This is a genomic window from Cyclobacterium xiamenense (assembly GCF_009467825.1).
Taxonomy (GTDB): domain Bacteria; phylum Bacteroidota; class Bacteroidia; order Cytophagales; family Cyclobacteriaceae; genus Cyclobacterium; species Cyclobacterium xiamenense.
In genome coordinates this window covers 12,474-30,762 of sequence record NZ_WIOK01000027.1, presented here as the reverse complement: position 1 = coordinate 30,762, position 18,289 = coordinate 12,474, and the positions used below count along the sequence as shown (strand labels likewise).

The window sequence follows — 18,289 nt, the reverse complement described above, 5'->3', positions numbered from 1 at the left end:
ATCAACTCTGTGAACAATCATGAAAGGCAGAAGAAAATTTATCAAACATTCGGTAATGTCAACCCTTGCAACGGTTCCATTGGCGGGAATTGCCAGAAACCTGTCGGGGAAAACAGCGGAAACTACTGCATATAAGCCCCACATTTTATCCACCTGGAATCACGGCATGCCAGCAAATGACAAAGCCTGGGAGGTGTTGGAGACTGGTGGATCCATCCTGGATGCGGTAGAGCAAGGTGTGATGGTCACCGAAAACGATCTGAGTAATTTATCGGTGGGCTTACAAGGCCTACCGGATAGGGAGGGGATTGTCACGCTGGATGCTTCCATCATGAAAGGAGACGGGTCCTGTGGCGCCGTGGCGTTTGTCAGGCAAGTCAAACATCCCATTTCCCTGGCAAGAAAAGTGATGGAGAATACGCCGCACGTATTACTCGCGGGAGAGGGAGCCCGGCAGTTTGCGATCGCAGAAGGGATGCCCCTGGAAGAGGAAGTGCTCAGCCCCAATGCGGAAAAGGCCTATGAACGGTGGAAAGAAAACGCAAAATACCAACCCATTATCAATATTGAAAACCACGATACCATTGGGATGATTGGCCTCGACGAAACGGGATCCCTTGCCGGCTCTTGCACCACCAGTGGTCTGGCCTACAAAATGCACGGAAGGGTTGGCGACAGTCCGATTATCGGTGCCGGCCTTTTCGTGGACGACGAAGTTGGCGCCGCCACTGCGACCGGTTTGGGAGAAGAAGTCATCCGAATCTGTGGGGCGTTTTTGATCGTGGAACTGATGCGACAGGGAAGAACCCCTCAGGAAGCCTGTGAAGAGGCCGTCAGACGAGCGGTTGCAAAAAGTAAAAACCTGGATTCCACACAGATTGGCTTTCTTGCGTTGAACAAAGAGGGGAGTTTTGGAGGCTATGCCATCCGTCCCGGATTTAATTTTGCCCAACACCATGCGAACGGCAGGTCGCTGATCGATGCAGGGAGTTGGTTTAACTAGAAATTGATGGACAAACGAATCGTTTTCGAAGCGCCTGTGTACACCCTGGAAGCAGCCATTCTGGCGGCATCCAACGGTGTGGATCGGCTGGAATTGTGTGCGGATTTTGGAGAAGGGGGGACCAGTCCGAGTGCCGGTTTGCTGAAGGTCGTCAAAGCGCATGTAGCAGTTCCTGTATTTGTCATGATTCGGCCTCGGGGCGGAGATTTCGTTTATTCCCGGTACGAGCTACAGGCCATGGGGGAGGACATCCGGATCCTGGGGGGATTGGGCGCCGATGGCTTTGTATTGGGTGTGTTGCACCCTTCCGGAGCGGTAAACGAAACGGCCTGTGCCGCCCTGATTAATGCGGCCGAAGGCAAGCCCTGCACCTTTCATCGTGCCTTTGACCTAATTCCAGACAAGCTGACCGCTCTGGATCGTATCAGTTCCCTGGGTTTTAAACGGATCCTCACTTCGGGCGGAAGCAACACCGTCTCGGAAGGTTTATCGGTTTTAGCGGAGGTATTGACTCACGCTGGAGAACGAATCACTGTCATGCCGGGAGGAGGCCTGGCTACGAAAAACCTTGCTCCCCTGGCCCGCACCGGTCAGCTTCGGGAGGTGCACCGCTCCTGCAAGATGCTGCGGCCGTCGGATAGCGTGCCACCGGATGCCCCGGTCAGGCTGTCTCTTTTGGATGAAATGGAAAGAAAAATCCTAACCGTTGACCCGGCACTCGTCCGTTCGTTTCGGGAAGCATTGGACGACCTTACGAGGGATTTATCCTGAAAAATTTGTGAATACCCGTTTGTAGTGGTATATTATGTATTCAATAAACCCTATAACGTATGGTAAAGAGTTTTCAGGGGGTGCGGGAAGCCCCTATCAAACCGAGTAATCAGCCCATATTGGTAAGCGACTACATGTCAACCAATTTGGTCACATTTCGCCCCGAAGATTCCATCGATTTTGTGATCCGTGTGCTGACGAGAAAGCGAATTTCAGGCGCTCCTGTGGTAGACGAGACAGGTAAGCTGGTTGGGATGATTTCAGAAGGGGATTGCCTGAAAGAAATCATCAAGGGGCAATACACGAATACCCCGAAGTTTCCGGCAGCAGTGGCCGAACACATGACGAAGGACGTGCGAACCTTGCCTCCAGACATTTCCATATTCGATGCAGCAGATCGGTTCCTGACGCTCAAAATTCGCCGGTTTCCGGTGGTCAAAGATGGGAACCTCATTGGGCAAATCAGTGTCAGCGATATCGTACGGGCCATGCCCAAGTTGAAGGCTTCCACCTGGTAAGACGAAGCGGCGGGGTGTTGACCTGTCAGATGTACCCGGCCATTTGGTAAGCCAACAGTCCCACCCATTCTTTCACCAGAACATGCCAGATCGAAATGGAGTGAATACTTGGCTCTATCAAGGATTTGCTGGTCAGATTTGGTGACGAACTGTAGTAATCGGTAGGAAATGTATCCGGACAAAGGCCTGTTTTCACAAAACAGGCCTTTGCTCGTTTCATGTGAAAGGCAGAGGTAATTAGCAAGATTTTGGTGGAAGGGAAGTCCTCATATCCGTTTTCTTGCAGGGTACGGTGGCTGAAAAGGGCATTTTCCCGGGTGTTTTTGGCTTCGGTTTCCAAAATCAGATCGGATTTTTTGACCCCCGCCCAAATCATGAATTCCGCCAGAGATGCTGCCTCTGATTTGGGGTGAATGGGAGAAAATCCAAGTCCTCCGCTGATCAAAATTTTCTTCAGTTTCCCCATTTTGTATAGCTGGATCGTATGTGTCACCCGGTCCGCCCCCTTGTTGAAAAATGTCCTATCCTTCGGCAGTTTGTCGATAAGCGTTACGCCCGTCAGCACGATGCCCACATCGTATTCGGGAAGCCCTTCAAATTGCCTGGGCTCGGGTTCCCAGGCATGCATCAGCCGGTTGGAAACGTAGCTATTGGAGAAAAACAGCAAGAGTGCGGTTCCGCCCATAATCAGTTGCTTTCCCCAGTCTTTGCGTATAAATACAAGGCCTGACACTAGCATCGCCAGGCAGATAGAGAATGGCATGATTAGAAAACTGGCCACTTGCGAAATAAAAAAAAACATACCAGCAGGGAGTTATCGGTGATTCACATGTCTTAGGGGACACTAATTAATAAAAATATCCTAAAATAAGCTGCCACCGGTTGTTTTTCTTTTTAACTTCAACGCTTGGTCTGGCTGCCCCTGCGTGTGGCCTGTTGGTGCAACTACTTCCGGCTTTTTTATGGCAATTCCTACTCCCTTTCAGCTCTACAAATCATCGGCAGGTTCTGGAAAGACCTACACGCTGACGACAGCTTACCTCAAGTTGGCACTCGCAAATCCCCTGGCATTCCGGCAAATACTCGCGGTGACCTTTACCAACAAAGCCACGCAGGAAATGAAAGAACGGATCCTGGAAGAACTGCTTCGGCTACGGGGGAAGGTGGACGAAACCCAGCAAATGGATCAGGACCTCATGGCAAAATGGGCATTGGCACCGGCTGAATTGTCCGCCCGGGCTGCTGCAACGCTGACGGCAATCCTCCACGATTACGCTGCTTTCTCAGTAAGCACCATTGACAGTTTTTTTCAGCAAGTAATTCGGGCTTTCGCACGCGAGATCGATTTGCAGGCAAAATACGACGTGGAGTTGGACCTGGACCGCGTCATGGAAAGAATCGTGGACCGACTCATGACACGCGTGGTAGACGAGCCGGATTTGCACCGCTGGTTGGTGGCATTTTCCCTTCACAAAATACAGGAAGGGAAAACCTGGGATACAAAAAAGGCAATCTTTGACCTCGGAAAGAAGATTTTTCAGGAAGATTTTAAGCGTGCACAGCCGGAGATCAAAACGTTTCTGGAGGGCCCCGAAAACCTGAAAAAGTTTGGCGAATACCTGCATCGCCAAAAACGATTGGTCGTATCGGAGGCAGTGGAATTGAAAGCCGAAGCACAGCGAATACGCGAACGTCACGGTTTGGAATGGACGGATTTTAGGGGGGGGCAGCGGTCGTTTGCCCATCAGCTAGAAAAACTGGGCATTCCCTCCAATCCGGTACCGGAGCTCTCCGACTCCCAAAAAGATAATATTCCCGACCCCGATACCTGGTATACGAAGACCAGTACGAAGAAAGCCGCGATTATCGCGGCAAACCGGGAGGGGCTTGCGGCAATTTTTGCCCGATTTGAGCCCCTGAGAGGTAAATGGAATACCCTGGATGCCATGAGTAAAAACCTCTACGTCTTCGGTCTGTTTGGCTATTTATTGGAAGAGCTGAATGCGTTAAAGGAGGAGGAAAATATTCTACTAATTTCAGAAGCAAGCGATTTTCTCCGTTCTATCACGGCAGAAAACGATGCCCCGTTTATTTACGAGAAAGTAGGGAACCGTTTCCGGCATTTTTTACTGGATGAGTTTCAGGACACCTCCGGATTTCAATGGGAAAGCTTCCGGCCGCTGCTTCTCAATTCCCTTTCCATGGGAAATACCAACCTCATCGTAGGAGACGTAAAGCAGTCAATCTACCGCTGGCGCGGAGGGGAGATGCGTCTGCTGATGGAGCAGGTGGAACGCGATACCGGGCATTTTGGATTGGAAATTAACCAATTGGACACCAATTTTCGTAGTTTGCCGCAGGTGGTTGCATTCAACAACAGCCTGTTTTCGGGGCTTTCCGGACTGCTCGAGGCAGCGTTGTCGGAAGACCTCGGAGAGGACATGGGTATTTTGATCGCCAAGGCCTACGCGGAAATTCACCAAAAGGTGTCGCCCCGGCAACTAGCCAAGGGTAAGTCTGGAAAAGTGAAGCTCGAATTTTTAGTGCCGGAAAACGATCGGAATTTTTCGGAGACCGCCCTGGAAGCCCTACCGGGAATGATCGACGAGTTATTGGCGAAGGGGTACCAGTTGAAAGACATTGCCTTACTGGTGCGAAAAAACGGGCAGGCAGCGCAAATCGCCGATATTCTGATGGCTCATGGCCACCAACATCCGGATAAAAAATACGATGTCATTTCGGATGAGGCCTTGTTTTTGAATAAATCCGCTGTGGTTAGGTGTTTGCTGGCGGCTTTAAAACTTGTCAGTGATCCAAGCGAGGACCTGGCCAAAACCAACCTTTGGGTGCAATGGGCGCGTGCCAAACAGCAGGCATTGTCTCCGGACTTCTTCCTAACGGGTGCCTTGCCTGCACCATTTGCCGGTCATGAAACAGCGTTTTATGCGAAAATGGAGGGATTTAAACGGCTTCCCTTATTGGATTTGCTGGAGGCTTTGATTGACTTGCTGGGCTTTAACGAAGCGCTGGAAGAACGGGCCTACTTGTCGGGTTTAAAAGAATCCGTTTATGATTTTGTCGCCAAAAACAGGGCCGATTTGGGTAATTTTTTAGAATGGTGGGCGCTTCATGGACACAAACGCACGGTAAAGTTGCCGGATACCCACAATGCAATCCGGATTCTCACCATCCACAAATCAAAAGGCCTCCAGTTTAAAGTCGTCGTGTTGCCTTTTTTGGACTGGAAGCTTTTCGATACGGTAAAGGACTCCATTGTGTGGACGCAGTATCCGTGGGAGCCGGGGATGCCGCCGGTAGTCATGCCATTGACCATTCGGAAGGGTTTACTCAATTCTGAATTTGCAGGGGTGTACCGACTGGAATCCTTGTTGAGTCATTTGGATAACCTAAACATGCTTTACGTGGCATTTACGCGGGCAGAGGAGGTGATATGGGGACTGGCTCCCCAGAAAAACCAGTCATCCAGCAATCTCACAACGGTAGCGGACTTGCTATTGCAGGCGATGGCCCTTCGGGGAGGAGGAGAGGCAGTGGATTTTCCAGATTATTTCGACGACGAAAAAATGACCTTTGAACTGGGTAAATGGCCCGATGCAGGAGGTACATCCGGTTTGGTAGCACCACCGCAGGAGAAGATGGCCTGGAACTACCGTCCCTGGGAAGACAGCCTGCAGGTACGGCAGGTTGTGGGTAGTTTTGATGAGTCGGGGGTTTTCAGCCGGCGTAATTTTGGTCAGCTGGTGCATGCATTGATTGAAAAATCCAAAACCAAACGGGATTTTTTCCTGGAATTGGATGCGTTGTATTTTGATGGATCGGTGGATGCAGCCGAACGGGAGACGTTACAGGCACAGTTCAACCACCTCTGTCAGGTTCCCGAATTTAATGGTTGGTTTGATGAAAGTTACCAAATTTTGACGGAGCAGGGAATTTTGCTTCCAGGTGGTGGCAGCAAACGGCCCGATCGCTTGGTATTTAAGGAGGACCTTGTGGAAGTTGTGGATTTCAAAACGGGAAAGGAAGTAGACCGCTACAGGGATCAGGTGCAGGGGTACATGGACTTAATCCGGAAACTTGAACCCGGCAACACGGTCATTGGATATATCTGTTACTTAGAGTCCGGTTCCATAATCAAATTGACATAGATGAATAGTTTTTTAAAAGAGACAGCCGCCCGTTTGTTGGACAGCAAAGGCGATTTGAAAGGGGTACAAGTTATTTTACCAAACCGCAGAGCAGGCCTGTTCTTTACCCGGTACCTTAGCCAATTGGTCGATACACCCGTATGGATGCCGGAAATAATCACCATTGAATCCTTGTTTTACCAGTGGGCAGGAAAAAAGCCGGCGGACAAGTTGACCTTGATTTACGAATTGTACCAGCAGTTTCGCAGCTTGACCCAGCGGGAGGAGAGTTTTGACCGGTTCTATTTTTGGGGAGAAATGATCCTAAAGGATTTCAATGACCTGGACCAGTTTTTAGTTGATCCACAAAAACTATTTACCAACCTGAAGGAACAAAAAATACTCGAGAGTGACTGGAGTTTTCTGAGTCCCGAGCAAGTGAAATTGATACAGGAATTTTGGGCCTCATTTGAGGGTAGGGACCGGCATCATCAGGAGAAATTTTTACGATTCTGGGACATGCTCCATCCCTTGTATACCCGATTTAACGCTTCGATCGAACGTCAGGGCCTGGCTTATAGCGGAAAAATCTACCGGGAGGTGGCGTCGGGTCTGGAAAGTATTCAGAAACCTGCCGAGCAGCTGGTATTTGTAGGATTCAATGCATTTACAGCGGCGGAAGAAACACTCATTAAGCATGCAGTGAAGTATTTTGGGGCCGAGATTTTTTGGGACGTAGACGCGTACTACCTGGACCAACCTGAACAGGAGGCGGGTCTTTTTTTTCGGCAATACCTAAAAGATCCAGTTTTTGGTCCCACGTTTCCCAATCCCATTCCCCGGCACATTCAACAACAAAACGCCAGCATCCAGACCTACACCGTTCCCTTGAAGATTAACCAGGCCAATCTGGTGGCCGGGCTGTTGGGTGCACTTGAGGGGGAGGAGTGTTGGGAAGAAACGGTGGTGATATTACCAGAGGAGCAACTATTATTTCCGCTATTGAACGTGCTTCCGGATCAGGTAAATCGCGTAAATGTCACGATGGGCTATCCGGTTAAGCAAACGCCGGTGTATACCTTCCTGGAAGCGGCGCTAGAGCTTCAGCGGTACGCCAAATTGGAGGAGGGCGTGCTGGTTTTTTACCACAAGCCGCTAAAAGAACTCCTCAATAACGTATACCTTCGGGGGGTGGCGCCCGATTTCACGGAGCACCTGCTCGACGAATTGGTTCGGACAAATTCCATATATTACCCAGCCGAAGCGCTTCAAAAGGGGGGAAGAATCTTTGCGCACATTTTTCAGCAGCTGCACTCGGATACGATCCTGGAGGTGGTCATGGACTGGATTCGTGAATTGGCTGTTTCTATGGACGAAAACAGCATGGAGCGCACCTATCTGTTTCAGTGCTATAAACAGATGAATCGACTCCGGGAGCTATTTGAAAACGAGGTCAAAGAGGAGGTAAGTGTTGGTTTTTTTATCAAACTTTTCCGCCAGGTATTTGCGGAAACACGGTTGCCGTTTGAGGGTGAGCCCCTGGAAGGTCTTCAAGTGATGGGCGTGCTGGAAACCCGAAATCTTGATTTTAAACGGGTCATCATTTGTTCGATGAATGAGGGAAGTTTCCCGCCCTCCAGGACCATGGATACCCTTATTCCCTATAACCTAAGGCGTGCGTTCCAAATGCCCGTCCAGGAACAAAACGATGCGATCTATGCCTATACGTTTTACCGGCTGCTACACCGGGCGGAGGAGGTACATCTGATTTATTCCACCGCAGCTGCCCAGGGACAGGTGGGCGAAAAAAGCCGGTACATTCAGCAACTGCAGATCGAAATGGATCAAGCGGGTGTACAAAAAAAGGACCGCCTGGTGCACGTACCGGTAAGTTTAACAAAAGCAAGCCCCATCACCATTGAGAAAGATCCCCACATTTTGAAGGTTCTGGAACGGTACACCGATCGCAGCGAAAGCGATCAGGTAGGAACGGCCTTTTCCCCTTCGGCGCTCAATCGATACCTGGATTGTAGGCTTAAGTTTTACCTTACCTACATTGCTGGGCTGGATGAACCAGAGGAGGTACAGGAAGCGGTAGATCCTGCAGTTTTTGGAAACCTGGTTCATCAGTCGCTGGAAAACCTGTATACCGGGTTTATCGGCAGGAAAGACCGAAGCCGGGTGGAAGCATCCGATATCGATTCGTTAAAAAAATACATCGGGCCTGCTGTGGAGAAAGCAATCCGATCGCAGTATTTTGTGGAAGAAGGGGCGGCTATGAAACTGAACGGTCAATTGACCATTGCTCGGGATGTGCTGCAAAAATACCTGGCGGGAGTTCTGGAACAGGACCGCATTACGGCCCCTTTTACCATTATTTCGCTGGAAGGGAATAAAAAATACCAGGCAAAATTGCTGGTCGACACCCCTTCGGGTAGCGTTTGGGTCAATTTGGGAGGAATCATTGACCGGGTGGACCGCGTAGGGTCAACCATCCGCCTGATCGACTACAAGTCTGGGGCCGATAAAAAGGAGTTTTCCGGTATTTCAAGCCTTTTTGACAGGGAGGACACCTCCCGAAACAAAGCGGTGATGCAAACCTTGTTTTATGGATTGCTTTACGAATCCAGGCATCCGGAGAATGAGTTGCCGCTGAAGCCGGCACTGTTTAACCTGCGGGAAATTTTTAAGGAGGATTTTTCTCCGTATTTGCTGGAAAAAGTACCACGTAGCCAAAAAAGAGAAGTCACCAATTATGCGGATTACCGGGAGGAATTTATTGCCGGACTCACGGAATTGCTCGCGGAGATTTTTGATCCCGGTCAGCCCTTTGATCAGACCGGGGACCTGACAAAATGTACCTATTGCCCGTTTTCAGAAATATGTTCCAGATAGGCAGGCACTTTCGATATTGGGCGAAAATGTTTACCTTTAGCTCTTTGACATAGAAGATGAAACCTACAATTCATTCGGTTTGGCTAGTTGGGTTGACAGGTGGACTGGCGTTACTTGCATCTCCTTTTCTGATCCGAGATTTTCAATGGATTTCCTCTCAGGAAGACAGCTGGCAGTTCGTGCAGTTTTATGGTCTTTTTTCGGGAGGCTTGCTGGTGGTATTTTCCTGGATTTTCCTAACCTCACAAGTAAAAAAAAACGATCTGGCAGGAGGGATTTCCCACCAGATTTTCAATAAATTACCAAATTGTGTGTGGGTATTTTCATTAGCGAATCGAAAGCTGGAACTTTCCAATGAAATGGCGGATTCAATTTATGCACTTGCCAGCCGTCCGGACCCTTTCCAAAGTTTTCAGTCCCTGTTTTTCACGTCCAAAATAGGGGCAAAGGTAGTCGATGGAGAGTACCACACCTTTCGAAATGTCGTGATGATTGATAAGTTTTACGAACCCCGGTATGTCGATCTTTTCAGTATTCCATTTACGAGTGTGACGAAGCGCATGGTATTGGTAATGGCAGTGGACCACTCGGAAGTCCACCGTTCGTTGGATAAGATTCGAAAATTGTCGGATTCTTTACAACAACAGAATCAACAATTGAAAGAATTCTCCTTTATCAATTCTCATACCATCCGTTCACATTTGACCAATATACTGGGCTTACTACAGGTAGAGGAGCAGGGTATTTCTGGCGATGCCCTGGCGATGTTGAAGGATGCGGCGGTCCGTTTGGACACCGAGATTCAACACATGAATGAATTATTGATGGATAAGGACCTAAAAACAAAAGAGGTGGAGCAAAAAGAGCAAACGATCGTATTTGTTGACGACGACAAAGTGCAGCACATGATCAATAAGCGGATTTTATTAAAGGTCAACGAAAAGCTGAAGTTGGTTTTTTTTGAAAACCCCTACGAGGCGCTGGATTGGCTGGAGAAAAATGCGGCAGACGTGGTATTACTCGATATCAACATGCCGGAAATGGACGGCTGGTATTTCTTGAATCTGATGGAGCAAAAAGGCATCAAGCGGGAAGTGAAAATGCTTACTTCCTCCCTGGACCCGGATGATCTGGAAAAAAGTAAGGGCTATAAACAAGTGACTGGCTTTTTAGTAAAACCCCTAAAAGATGAAAATATCGCCGAATTTTTGGCCAATTAGAAGTATAGCTTGATTTTTGTATTCGAATTATAGTTCCAACTAAAATCACCATGATATGTCGGGAGAGCCCACAAACAAAGACAAAGTAATCAGCAAACGGATCGATCGGTTTTTTATCGGTTTGGAACGTGCCTACGATTTTGTCAAAAGGTTTTTTAAGGAAGTTTGGTTTCCGCCCTACGAGTTTAAAGAGGTAATTCGGCAATGTTACCAAATTGGCTACAACTCCCTACCCCTGATTTCGTTAACTGGATTTATCGTAGGGGTTGTATTCACGAATCAATCCAGACCATCGCTTTCGGAGTTTGGAGCCACGTCCTGGCTGCCGGCCCTGATATCCATCGCGGTGGTTCGGGCCATGGGCCCGCTGGTTACGGCCCTTATAGCCGCGGGTAAGGTCGGCTCCAGCATTGGTGCCGAAATCGGTTCGATGAAAGTAACCGAGCAAATTGATGCCATGGAGGTTTCGGCAACCAACCCCTTTAAATTCCTGGTCGTAACCCGCGTCCTTGCCAGTACCTTTATGATTCCTGTTTTGGTATTGTACACGGATTTTGTAGCGTTATTGGGAGCATTCGTAAATGTTCATTTCAACGAGTTGGTAAGTCTAAGCACGTTTTTTGTGCAGGTATTTGATGCGATATCCTTTCTGGACATTACTTCATCGATGGTAAAGTCCCTGTTTTTTGGCTTTACCATCGGGATCGTGGGCTGTTACAAGGGATACAATTCTACCAAGGGAACCGAAGGAGTGGGCAAGGCGGCCAATTCCGCGGTGGTGATGGCCATGTTTTTGATTTTCATTGAGGAGTTGCTCTCCTTGCAGGTAACCAATTTCTTTAGACAACTTTGACCATGAGAGAATCAGTAGTACAAGTTCGAAACCTGATCAAATCATTCGGAGACCTTCACGTTCTTAAGGGGGTCGATTTGGATCTATATCGAGGAGAAAACCTGGTAGTTCTCGGTAAGTCGGGCAGCGGCAAATCGGTTTTGATCAAAATCATGGTCGGCCTGCTGACGCAGGACGAAGGTTCGGTCAAGGTACTGGGGAAGGAAGTAAAAGACCTGAACTCCAGAAAGCTCAACGAACTTCGCCTGAAGATAGGCTTTTCGTTTCAGGCAAGTGCCTTGTACGATAGCATGACCGTGCGGGAAAACCTGGAGTTTCCGCTGGTTCGAAACGTAAAGAACCTGAGTAAGGAAGAAAAAGATAAAAAGGTGGAGGAGGTGCTCGACAGTGTGGGTTTGCTGCAAACGATTAATCAAATGCCTTCCGAGCTTTCCGGCGGACAGCGGAAGCGAATAGGAATCGCCAGGACACTTATCTTGAAACCCGAGATCATGTTGTACGACGAGCCTACGGCAGGGTTGGATCCCATTACCTGCATGGACATCAACAATTTAATCAATCAGGTAAACGAAATGTACAAAACAACATCCATCATCATTACCCATGACCTTACCTGTGCGAAGGTGACCGGAGACCGCATGGCGGTACTGTTGGATGGGGTTTTTGGTGCGACTGGAAAGTTCGAAGAGGTATTTGAGTATGCCGAAGACGGCAGAGTAAAATCATTTTATGACTATAATTTCATCAAGCAATGAGAAACGATAACAAAAAATCGGTTACCGTCGGCATATTTGTGCTGATTGGAATAATAATTTTGGTGACCGGGATACTTACATTGGGTGCGCAACAGAAAGCATTCGTGAGTAGCATTCGGGTATTTTCGGTTTTCGATGATGTGGGAGGTTTGCAGCCAGGAAATAATGTGTGGTTTTCTGGTGTAAAAATCGGGACCGTCAAGAAAATTAACTTTTACGGAGAATCTCAGGTAGAGATCGAAATGAACATCGAATCCTCGTCCAAAGAGTACATAAAGAAAAACTCCAAAGCAACCATCAGTTCGGATGGGTTGATCGGTAATAAAATAATCGTCATCTACGGCGGGTCGGGGCAAGGCCCCTCCATCGAAGAAGGAGACCGGTTGGATGCCGAGATGCCCCTGGATACCGACAAGATGATGGAGACCCTTCAGGTAAATAACAATAACCTGGTTTCCATTACAGAGGATTTGAAGGTGTTGACTCATAAGATAGCTAGCGGGGAAGGAATTGTGGGTGCAGTGCTTACCGATAGCCTGCTTGTGCAAAACTTCAAGCAGATCATGGTCAATCTCGAGCGTACGGCTGCGAATAGCACCCGGATGACGGCCGAGTTGGCTGATTTTTCCAGGCAGCTCAATCAAAAAGGCGGACTCATCGATGAATTATTGACCGATACAACCGTTTTTGCCAGCTTAAAGTCCACCGTTCTCGATTTGGAAGCGACCGGCAGGCAGGTAAACGATGTCTCGGAAAACTTTAAATCGGTGAGCGAAAACCTGCAGGATTCCGACAATGCCCTGGGGATGTTGCTGAATGACGAACAATTTGCCGCCTACCTCAAAAACACTATGGTCAATCTCGATACTGGAACGGTGCGCTTAAACGAGACCCTCGAGGCATTGCGCTACAACTGGCTGTTTCGGGGATCTTTCCGAAAGATGGAAAAGGCAAAAGACAAAGCCGAATAGTGGGGGGATGTTCCCGGCTTACAGGCGCAGATTTGCTTCGAAATTCGCCAAAAATAACCTATATTAGTGGTATTGGAAACCGAAAGCGGTTCCAGATTACGTAAACTCTTTTTTATCATTTAACCAATACAACGCATGGCTAATGATCCATATCAAATAAAGAAGAAATTACCATCTCCCAAAGGTGACCTGACTTACTGGAGTCTGGAAGCCTTACAGCAAAAGGGATACCCGATTAACAAACTACCTTTCTCCATTCGCATTCTTCTCGAAAATGCGCTTAGGAATTTTGATGATTTTGCTATTACCCAAGAAAACATAGAAACCCTGCTGAATTGGAAGCCGCAGGCTTCGGATAAAGAAATTCCCTACAAGCCAGCCAGGGTATTGATGCAGGATTTTACCGGCGTGCCCGCGGTGGTGGACATTGCCTCACTTCGGGCGGAAGCCGTTCGAAAGGGAAAAGATCCGGAAAAAATCAACCCTTTGATTCCGGTAGATTTGGTGGTGGATCATTCCGTACAAGTGGATTTTTTCGGTACCAATTATTCGTACAAGAGAAACGTAGATGTAGAATACGAACGCAACGGTGAGCGGTACGAATTTCTAAAGTGGGCGCAAAAATCGTTTCATAATTTTTCCGTGGTTCCGCCCGGAATGGGTATTTGCCATCAGGTCAATCTCGAATACCTGGCCCAGGGGGTCATCGCCAGGGACGGAAACGTTTTCCCAGACACGCTGGTAGGTACCGATTCCCACACCCCCATGGTCAACGGGATAGGTGTAGTCGGATGGGGAGTAGGCGGGATTGAAGCAGAAGCCGCCCTATTGGGCCAGCCCATTTATTTCATCATGCCGGAAGTAGTGGGTCTGCGACTTACAGGTGCCCTTCCCCTGGGTACCACTGCCACCGATATGGTGCTAACCATTACGGAATTACTCCGCCGACAGCGTGTCGTGGGGAAGTTTGTGGAGGTATTTGGACCCGGGTTGGATGGGTTATCCGTTCCGGACAGGGCCACGATCGCCAATATGTCTCCGGAATTTGGGTGTACGGTGACCTATTTTCCCATCGATGACCGCACATTGGACTACATGTCCCGTACGAACCGTTCACGGGAGCAAATCGAACTCGTGGAAACCTATGCAAAAGCCAACATGCTGTGGCGGGCTAATGAAGACGACATCAACTATTCCACCGTGGTTGAGTTGGATCTGGGTACCGTCGAACCCACCGTCTCTGGGCCGAAGCGTCCGCAAGATAAGATCCTCATGCGCGAATTTAAGGACAAATTTGGCGCGTTGCTAAAGGAGGTACATGGCAGGGATTACATTCCTATCAACAAACGAGATGTTGGAAGATGGTACGCAGAAGGGGGAGGCAATCAGCCAGTGAAAACACCCGATCCGAGTGGAGAGAAGGAGGTAGAGATTGAAACAAAGGTTAAAAACGGTTTAAAAACCGTTATGGTGCAATTGAATAACGAAGAATTTGCGCTTCATGACGGTTCGGTGGTAATTGCTGCCATCACTTCCTGTACCAATACCTCAAACCCCAGTGTGATGATCGGCGCGGGACTTGTGGCGCGAAAAGCAAGAGAACGGGGCTTGGACGTAAAACCATGGGTCAAAACCTCTCTCGCTCCTGGCTCCAAGGTAGTGACCGATTACCTGAGGCATTCCGAATTACTCGATGATTTGGAAGCCCTGCGCTTCCACGTGGTTGGCTACGGCTGTACCAGTTGTATCGGCAATTCGGGACCCTTACCGGTCCATATCGCCAAAGCAGTTGAGGAAAATGATCTGGTCGTCGCTTCGGTCCTTTCCGGAAACAGAAATTTTGAAGCACGAGTACACCCGCAGGTAAAAATGAACTACCTCATGTCGCCCATGTTGGTGGTGGCGTACGCATTGGCCGGCAGGGTGGATGTGGATCTCAATAACGAACCCCTTGGGTACGATCCCAATCTGGAACCCGTTTACCTAAAAGACATCTGGCCGTCCAACGAAGAAATATTCGAAGTAGCCAATAGGGTGCTTTCTCCAAACGATTACAAGAAAAATTACGGGGAAATCTTCGAAGGAAACGAACAGTGGCGCAGCCTCAAAGCGCCCGAAGACAAGGTGTACCAATGGTCGGATTCTTCTACCTACATCAAAGAGGCACCCTTCTTTAACGGTATCGCTGAGGAGGTAGCTGCGGCAGCTGACATTGTCGACGGAAGGGTTCTACTAAAATTGGGAGACTCCATCACCACCGACCATATTTCTCCAGCAGGATCGTTTTCACCTTCATCGCCCGCCGGCAAGTACCTCATCGCAAAAGGTGTGGACCAAAGTATGTTTAATTCGTATGGTTCCAGAAGAGGGAACGATGAGGTCATGGTTCGGGGAACTTTTGCCAATGTACGGATCAAGAATCAGCTAACCTCGAAGGAGGGAGGCTATACGGTTCACATGCCTTCTGGTGAGGAAATGACAGTTTTTGATGCATCTGAGCGCTACCGAAGCGAACAGGTGCCCCTTTTGGTACTTGCGGGCAAAGAATACGGTAGCGGTTCTTCCAGAGATTGGGCAGCCAAGGGTACCTCACTTCTGGGGATCAAAGGGGTCATTGCCGAAAGTTACGAGCGAATACACCGGTCTAATCTTGTCGGAATGGGGGTCTTACCCATGCAGTTTGCGGAGGGTCAAACCGCTGAAAGCCTGGGACTTACCGGAAAGGAACAAATTTCTATCGAAGGGATAAAGGACAGCCTGAGTCCTTTAAAAGTGCTAAAAGCGACCGCAATCAAAGACGACGGAAGTTTGATCAATTTTGATGTCATTGCCAGACTGGATTCGGCCATCGAAATTGAGTATTACAAAAACGGCGGCATTTTGCATTACGTCTTACGCCAATTTTTGAAATCCTGACACGAAGCAATTAAAAAAAGCAGCTACCGATTTGTTGGTAGCTGCTTTTTTATTTTCCGGATTCCAGTAAGCGAAAAAGGCACCCCTGAATCCTACCACCGGAATTTTTCTGGATATGAGTCCCCTGCTAATTTCAGCCCAGCCGGGATGCTCCATGCATTTTTCGCAGTGACGAGACGAGGTGGGGAAATAAAAAATCCTGCGAATTCTCACAGGATTTTTATATGGGTGTGATCCCGCTGGGGTTCGAACCCAGGACCCTAACATTAAAAGTGTTATGCTCTACCAGCTGAGCTACGGAATCAATTGCTTTGCATTAGTGTACACAACGTCTTTTCACGTTTCAGGTACTCCTAACTGGCTGTGATCCTGTCAGGACTCGAACCTGAAACCTACTGCTTAGAAGGCAGTTGCTCTATCCGGTTGAGCTACAGGACCTTTTTTGCTGTTTACTTACTGTCTACTCCTGGACCTGAACCCTTCCCGACCCAGCAGTCGGGATGCGCTATCCGGTTGCGCTACAGGACCTTTTTTTGGTCACATCCAGCCGGTAATGCTTCTTCCAAAACGCCCCATTCAAAATGGGGTGAGGCTTACTCAGCGGTAGCGATGGAACCGTTGTCTGTAAACAGAAACAGGCTTTTCAGCCTGTCTGGGAGTGCTTTTTTCAAAAGCTTGTGCAAATGTAAGGCGGTTTTTTTTAATTACAAATAGTAATTGGCAATTACTTTTTAATTACTCAAAGGGATTACGGATCTTTACAAAAAAAGTGGATATGACGCAGGAGCCATTAAGCCCTATTGATGACTTTTATGTCAGGACTGTCGGTGATATTCCTTTGAAGGAAATTCTATTTTGCCTGCCCGATACACCGGTATCGAAAGCGGCTAGCCTGATGCGGGATGAAAAATCCAGCTGTCTTTTTGTAGGTACGGGGAGCGGGGATATTCAGGGGGTGATTACCGATATTACGCTACGCGACAACGTTCTGGCAGCCGGTTTGTCATCGGAAACCCCGGTGTATCAGATCATGGACCCAACGCTGGTTTCGATCGAGCGGGAAGCATTTGTGTACGAGGCCCTGTTGTTGATGTTTCGGACCAAGAGCAGGTACCTGCTCGTGACGGAGCAGGGTGCCTACGTAGGTGTTACGAGCCGGAATAAAATACTGACGATCCAATCCCAGTCTCCCTTTGTTTTTATCCAATCTGTAAAACTCGCGCTGGGCAAGGAAGAGCTCCGCGATAAGTGGAAGCAGGTACCGGGAATTGTAGACCAATTGATTCAGCGCGGCGTCCGGGCCGAGATCATCAATCAGATTATTTCGACCATCGCCGACTCCATTGCGTTGCGGGTTATTGAGCAGGTAATCAAGGAAAAAGGGTCTCCGCCGGCGAAATTTGTATTTTTTGTGCTGGGAAGTGAGGGGAGGAAGGAACAAACGCTGAAAACAGATCAGGACAATGCGATCATTTACGAAGACAAAGCAAACGAGCAGCGGGAATTGGTGCGATCCTATTTTTTGGACATGTCCCGGGCTGTTTCCGACCGGTTGGACGAGATTGGATTTAACTACTGCAAGGGAGGGTTTATGGCTAGCAATCCCAAGTGGACTCATTCTCTTTCTCATTGGAAAGCCAATTATGCCGGTTGGTTTCAGGAGTCCTCGATGGAAACCGTAATGACCTACGGAACGTTTTTTGATTGCAGGCCCATTTACGGTGATTTTTCACTACTTCAGGGATTAAAGAATTTTATGGACGAGCAGCTGCAGCACCCCTTGGAGCGGTTTTTCTTCAATATGGCTCAAAATACCTTGCAATACGATCCACAGTTGACCTGGCTGCGTAACATTCGCACGTTCAAGGTAGAAAAGGAGCAGGTATTTGATATAAAAAAAGCCATGACACCCATGGTCGATGCCATCCGTTTGTACGCCTTAGCCAACCGGGTTTTTGAAACCAATACGGGTAAACGCCTGAAAATTCTGACGAAAAAAGGCGTCTTTTCTGCAAAGGAGGCCGAAGAGCTTTACCAGGGCTACTATTACCTAATGGGCCTTCGTTTGGAAAAACAAGCAATAGCCGTTATCCGCGAGCGAAAAGACCCGGTGAATTACATTAAGATCAGTAGTTTGACCAAAGTTCAGGCCGTCACCATCAAGGAAATATTCAAGGTGATCAGGGATCTGCAGCTGAAAGTGAAAATTCAATTTACCAAAACTTTTTAGGTGTTCCTGTAA

General features: G+C 48.4%; 12 protein-coding genes and 2 tRNA genes. 11 read left to right on the top strand and 3 right to left on the bottom strand.

Features of this window, described 5'->3' with window-relative positions; genetic code table 11:
- Positions 1 to 55: 55 nt before the first annotated feature.
- From GCU44_RS17730 to GCU44_RS17720, 3 genes are read left to right on the top strand one after another with little or no spacing between them, the layout of a single operon-like run.
- The gene (locus GCU44_RS17730) at positions 56 to 1,003 is read left to right on the top strand and encodes an isoaspartyl peptidase/L-asparaginase family protein (protein ID WP_394366499.1); all 948 of its coding nucleotides are present in this window, start codon (positions 56 to 58) and stop codon (positions 1,001 to 1,003) included.
- Positions 1,004 to 1,009: 6 nt separating this feature from the next.
- Positions 1,010 to 1,774: a copper homeostasis protein CutC gene (locus GCU44_RS17725; protein ID WP_154858224.1), complete on the top strand. Its 765-nt coding sequence runs from the start codon at positions 1,010 to 1,012 to the stop codon at positions 1,772 to 1,774.
- 59 nt (positions 1,775 to 1,833) lie between these two features.
- Positions 1,834 to 2,292 (top strand): CBS domain-containing protein, encoded by a 459-nt coding sequence (locus GCU44_RS17720; RefSeq protein WP_154858222.1) that lies wholly within the window; start codon positions 1,834 to 1,836, stop codon positions 2,290 to 2,292.
- Positions 2,293 to 2,317: 25 nt separating this feature from the next.
- On the opposite strand, the gene GCU44_RS17715 is transcribed toward GCU44_RS17720, so the two are convergent.
- Positions 2,318 to 3,094, bottom strand: a complete 777-nt coding sequence (locus GCU44_RS17715; protein ID WP_154858220.1) for a YdcF family protein — start codon at positions 3,092 to 3,094, stop codon at positions 2,318 to 2,320.
- A 160-nt stretch (positions 3,095 to 3,254) separates the two neighbouring features.
- On the opposite strand from GCU44_RS17715, the gene GCU44_RS17710 reads away from it, so the two are divergent.
- The 7 genes from GCU44_RS17710 (at position 3,255) to acnA (ending at position 16,047) form a co-directional block, all read left to right on the top strand.
- On the top strand, positions 3,255 to 6,458 hold the full coding sequence (locus tag GCU44_RS17710) for a UvrD-helicase domain-containing protein (RefSeq protein WP_154858218.1): 3,204 nt from the start codon (positions 3,255 to 3,257) through the stop codon (positions 6,456 to 6,458).
- Complete coding sequence (locus GCU44_RS17705; RefSeq protein WP_154858216.1) at positions 6,459 to 9,332, top strand: PD-(D/E)XK nuclease family protein; 2,874 nt, start codon at positions 6,459 to 6,461, stop codon at positions 9,330 to 9,332.
- A 56-nt stretch (positions 9,333 to 9,388) separates the two neighbouring features.
- A complete protein-coding gene (locus GCU44_RS23300; RefSeq protein WP_241685008.1) occupies positions 9,389 to 10,552 on the top strand; it encodes a response regulator in 1,164 nt (387 codons plus the stop codon).
- Positions 10,553 to 10,607: 55 nt separating this feature from the next.
- The gene (locus tag GCU44_RS17695; RefSeq protein ID WP_154858214.1) at positions 10,608 to 11,405 is read left to right on the top strand and encodes an MlaE family ABC transporter permease; all 798 of its coding nucleotides are present in this window, start codon (positions 10,608 to 10,610) and stop codon (positions 11,403 to 11,405) included.
- Between the two features lie 2 nt (positions 11,406 to 11,407).
- The gene (locus GCU44_RS17690) at positions 11,408 to 12,160 is read left to right on the top strand and encodes an ABC transporter ATP-binding protein (protein ID WP_154858213.1); all 753 of its coding nucleotides are present in this window, start codon (positions 11,408 to 11,410) and stop codon (positions 12,158 to 12,160) included.
- Entirely contained in the window at positions 12,157 to 13,131 is a 975-nt protein-coding gene (locus GCU44_RS17685) for an MlaD family protein (RefSeq protein ID WP_154858211.1), read from the top strand. The genes GCU44_RS17690 and GCU44_RS17685 overlap by 4 nt, the downstream gene beginning before the upstream one ends.
- A gap of 135 nt (positions 13,132 to 13,266) precedes the next feature.
- On the top strand, positions 13,267 to 16,047 hold the full coding sequence (acnA, locus tag GCU44_RS17680) for an aconitate hydratase AcnA (protein WP_154858209.1): 2,781 nt from the start codon (positions 13,267 to 13,269) through the stop codon (positions 16,045 to 16,047).
- 231 nt (positions 16,048 to 16,278) lie between these two features.
- Here the strand turns inward: acnA and GCU44_RS17675 are convergent.
- Together GCU44_RS17675 and GCU44_RS17670 are read right to left on the bottom strand one after the other, a co-directional pair.
- Positions 16,279 to 16,351: transfer RNA gene (locus tag GCU44_RS17675), tRNA-Lys, on the bottom strand.
- A gap of 60 nt (positions 16,352 to 16,411) precedes the next feature.
- Positions 16,412 to 16,485, bottom strand: a tRNA-Arg gene (locus GCU44_RS17670).
- 337 nt (positions 16,486 to 16,822) lie between these two features.
- Between GCU44_RS17670 and GCU44_RS17665 the strand changes: the two genes are divergently transcribed.
- Positions 16,823 to 18,277 carry a DUF294 nucleotidyltransferase-like domain-containing protein gene (locus GCU44_RS17665; RefSeq protein WP_154858207.1) on the top strand — a complete coding sequence of 485 codons (1,455 nt, stop codon included), beginning with the start codon at positions 16,823 to 16,825 and terminating at the stop codon, positions 18,275 to 18,277.
- Positions 18,278 to 18,289: the final 12 nt, after the last annotated feature.

Coding starts and splice junctions, on each gene's coding strand:
- GCU44_RS17695 (WP_154858214.1), top strand. CDS start 10,608: ATGTCGGGAGAGCCCACAAACAAAGACAAAGTAATCAGCAAACGGATC.
- GCU44_RS17720 (WP_154858222.1), top strand. CDS start 1,834: ATGGTAAAGAGTTTTCAGGGGGTGCGGGAAGCCCCTATCAAACCGAGT.
- acnA (WP_154858209.1), top strand. CDS start 13,267: ATGGCTAATGATCCATATCAAATAAAGAAGAAATTACCATCTCCCAAA.
- GCU44_RS17725 (WP_154858224.1), top strand. CDS start 1,010: ATGGACAAACGAATCGTTTTCGAAGCGCCTGTGTACACCCTGGAAGCA.
- GCU44_RS23300 (WP_241685008.1), top strand. CDS start 9,389: ATGAAACCTACAATTCATTCGGTTTGGCTAGTTGGGTTGACAGGTGGA.
- GCU44_RS17715 (WP_154858220.1), bottom strand. CDS start 3,094: ATGTTTTTTTTTATTTCGCAAGTGGCCAGTTTTCTAATCATGCCATTC.
- GCU44_RS17690 (WP_154858213.1), top strand. CDS start 11,408: ATGAGAGAATCAGTAGTACAAGTTCGAAACCTGATCAAATCATTCGGA.
- GCU44_RS17710 (WP_154858218.1), top strand. CDS start 3,255: ATGGCAATTCCTACTCCCTTTCAGCTCTACAAATCATCGGCAGGTTCT.
- GCU44_RS17705 (WP_154858216.1), top strand. CDS start 6,459: ATGAATAGTTTTTTAAAAGAGACAGCCGCCCGTTTGTTGGACAGCAAA.
- GCU44_RS17730 (WP_394366499.1), top strand. CDS start 56: ATGTCAACCCTTGCAACGGTTCCATTGGCGGGAATTGCCAGAAACCTG.
- GCU44_RS17665 (WP_154858207.1), top strand. CDS start 16,823: ATGACGCAGGAGCCATTAAGCCCTATTGATGACTTTTATGTCAGGACT.
- GCU44_RS17685 (WP_154858211.1), top strand. CDS start 12,157: ATGAGAAACGATAACAAAAAATCGGTTACCGTCGGCATATTTGTGCTG.